Here is a 2629-nt window from a genome sequence, read left to right as displayed (position 1 = left end):
TCGAACTCAAGTATTGAAAAGCGTGAAAATCGGCTCCCTTTCCCCCTCTACCCCTTGGGGGAGAGGGCTGGGGTGAGGGGGAAGCGATTTGGCTGCCACCGCGAAATCCACGCCAAACGCCAGACGAAAAAAAGCCCCTGAACTTCAGGGGCTCTCTATCAAGCAACAGATCAACCGCGGTGACGACCGCGGAAGTAGTTGATCAGGCCCTGGGTAGAAGGGTCATCAGCAAGGGTTTCATCGCTGCCGACCAGGCGGTTGTAAACGCCTTTGCCCAGTTCCTTGCCCAACTCCACGCCCCATTGGTCGAAGGCGTTGATGCCCCAGACCACGCTCTGTACGAACACTTTGTGCTCATACATGGCAACCAATGCGCCGAGGCGACGCGGGCTGATGCGTTCGACCACGATGGTGTTGCTCGGACGGTTGCCCGGGATCACCTTGTGCGGCGCGAGTTTGTGCACCTGCTCTTCGCTCATGCCCTTGTCGCGCAATTCCTGCTCGGCTTCCGGCAGGGTCTTGCCGAGCATCAGCGCCTGGCTCTGCGACAAGCAGTTGGCGTACAGCCACTGATGGTGGTCGGAGACCGGGTTGAAGCTGACGATCGGCACGATGAAGTCGGCCGGGATCAACTGCGAACCTTGATGCAGCAACTGGTGGTAGGCGTGCTGACCGTTGCAGCCGACGCCGCCCCAGATCACCGGACCGGTATCGGTCGACACCGGCGTGCCGTCCTGACGCACGCTCTTGCCGTTGGATTCCATGTCCAGTTGTTGCAAGTGCTTGGTGATGTTGCGCAGGTAGTGGTCGTACGGCAGGATCGCGTGGCTTTGCGCGCCCCAGAAGTTGCCGTACCAGACACCGAGCAGGGCCAGCAGCACCGGCATGTTCTGTTCGAACGGCGCGGTCTGGAAATGCTGGTCCATGGTGTAGGCACCAGACAGCAGCTCCTTGAAGTTGGACATGCCGATGGCCAAGGCAATCGGCAAACCGATGGCCGACCACAGCGAGTAACGACCGCCAACCCAGTCCCACATCGGGAAGATGTTTTCTTCACGGATACCGAACGCCACGGCTGCCGCGTTGTTGCTCGATACAGCGATGAAGTGACGATACAGCTCGGCTTCCGAACCGCCCTGTGCCAGGTACCAGGCACGAGCAGCCTGAGCGTTCTTCAGGGTTTCGAGGGTGTTGAACGACTTCGACGAAACAATGAACAGCGTGGTCTCGGCGCGCAGTTTCTGCGTCAGCTCGTGGAATTCGCTGCCGTCGATGTTCGCCAGATAATGGCAACGCACGCCTTTCTGCGCGTACGACAGCAGTGCTTCGGAGACCAGCTCAGGGCCGAGGAACGAGCCACCGATGCCGATGTTGACCACGTCGGTGATCGGCTTCTCGGTGTAACCACGCCACAGACCGTCGTGGATGCGGCCGACCAGATCGGTAATCTGGTTCAGAACCTTGTGGACTTCCGGCATCACGTTGACGCCGTTGACCGACAGTTTGTCGCCTACCGGGCGGCGCAGGGCGGTGTGCAGCGCCGGGCGGCCTTCGGAAGTGTTGACGATTTCGCCTTCAAACAGCGCTTTGATGGCGCCTTTGAGATCGACTTCATTGGCCAGACCGACCAGCAGGTTGCGGGTCTGGGCGTTGATCAAATTCTTCGAATAATCGAGAAACAGTCCGCAGCTGCTAAGGGTGAACTGGTTGAAGCGCTGCGGATCGGCGTTGAAGGCTTCGCGCATGCTGAAATCCTGCATGGCTTGGCGGTGATCTTTCAACGCTTGCCAGGCGGGCAGAGCGGTAACGTCTTGAGGAGTGAGGTAATACGCCATCGCTGCGGTTTTCCTTTTTACTTGAACGGCCTTTTGAACACTGAACAGACCCGGCACGCCATGTTTGGGCATGGGATCAACTGCGTCGACACGATTTCTGGACACAGGGCGAATACAGTAAACCTCGCGCTGCGTTCTGTCTTGACTTTGTCTGACCAGATCCCTGTACTTTTTTAACATCGAGACCGGGAACTGGCCGACAAACGGAGGGGGAGCGGGGCGGTTTCGCGATCAGGCGAGCTGAACCGGGATGGCGTTGCTGGTGTGGCTCAGCTCATTGCCCGGCGCCATGTAAAGCATGCGCGGCTTGAAATTGACCAGCTCGGCTTCGCTGTAATGGGCGTAGGCACAAATGATCACGCGGTCGCCAACCTTGGCCTTGTGTGCAGCGGCGCCGTTGACGGAGATCATCCGCGAGCCTTCTTCGCCACGAATCGCGTAGGTGGTGAAACGCTCGCCGTTGTCGACGTTGTAAATCTGGATCTGCTCGTATTCACGGATGCCGGACAAGTCCAGCCACTCGCCATCGATGGCGCACGAACCTTCGTAATCGAGCACCGCATGAGTGACTTCGGCGCGGTGCAGTTTGGCCTTGAGCATGATCGCGTGCATGAGGGTTTTCCCGGGTTGGAATCGAACGGCGGGCAGTGTGCCCGAAGGCTTTGAGGGCGGCAATACAGCTGGAATGCAATCTTCATGACGCTGAAAAACACTGTAGGAGTGAGCCTGCTCGCGATAGCGGTGTGTCATTCAACACTAATGCTGACTGACACACCGCTATCGCGAGCAGGCTC

2 protein-coding genes are annotated in these 2629 nt (G+C 58.6%); both read right to left on the bottom strand.

All coding sequences use genetic code 11. The features are described from left to right. Nucleotides 1-170: 170 nt before the first annotated feature. Nucleotides 171-1835, bottom strand: a complete 1665-nt coding sequence (pgi, locus tag PMI23_RS27425) for a glucose-6-phosphate isomerase (RefSeq protein WP_007909914.1) — start codon at nucleotides 1833-1835, stop codon at nucleotides 171-173. A gap of 231 nt (nucleotides 1836-2066) precedes the next feature. After that, nucleotides 2067-2447, bottom strand: a complete 381-nt coding sequence (panD, locus tag PMI23_RS27420; protein ID WP_003205654.1) for an aspartate 1-decarboxylase — start codon at nucleotides 2445-2447, stop codon at nucleotides 2067-2069. Nucleotides 2448-2629: the final 182 nt, after the last annotated feature.

The sequence above is a fragment of the Pseudomonas sp. GM24 genome, from assembly GCF_000282235.1.
Lineage (GTDB): Bacteria > Pseudomonadota > Gammaproteobacteria > Pseudomonadales > Pseudomonadaceae > Aquipseudomonas.
This window is presented reverse-complemented; position numbering and strand designations above follow the sequence as displayed.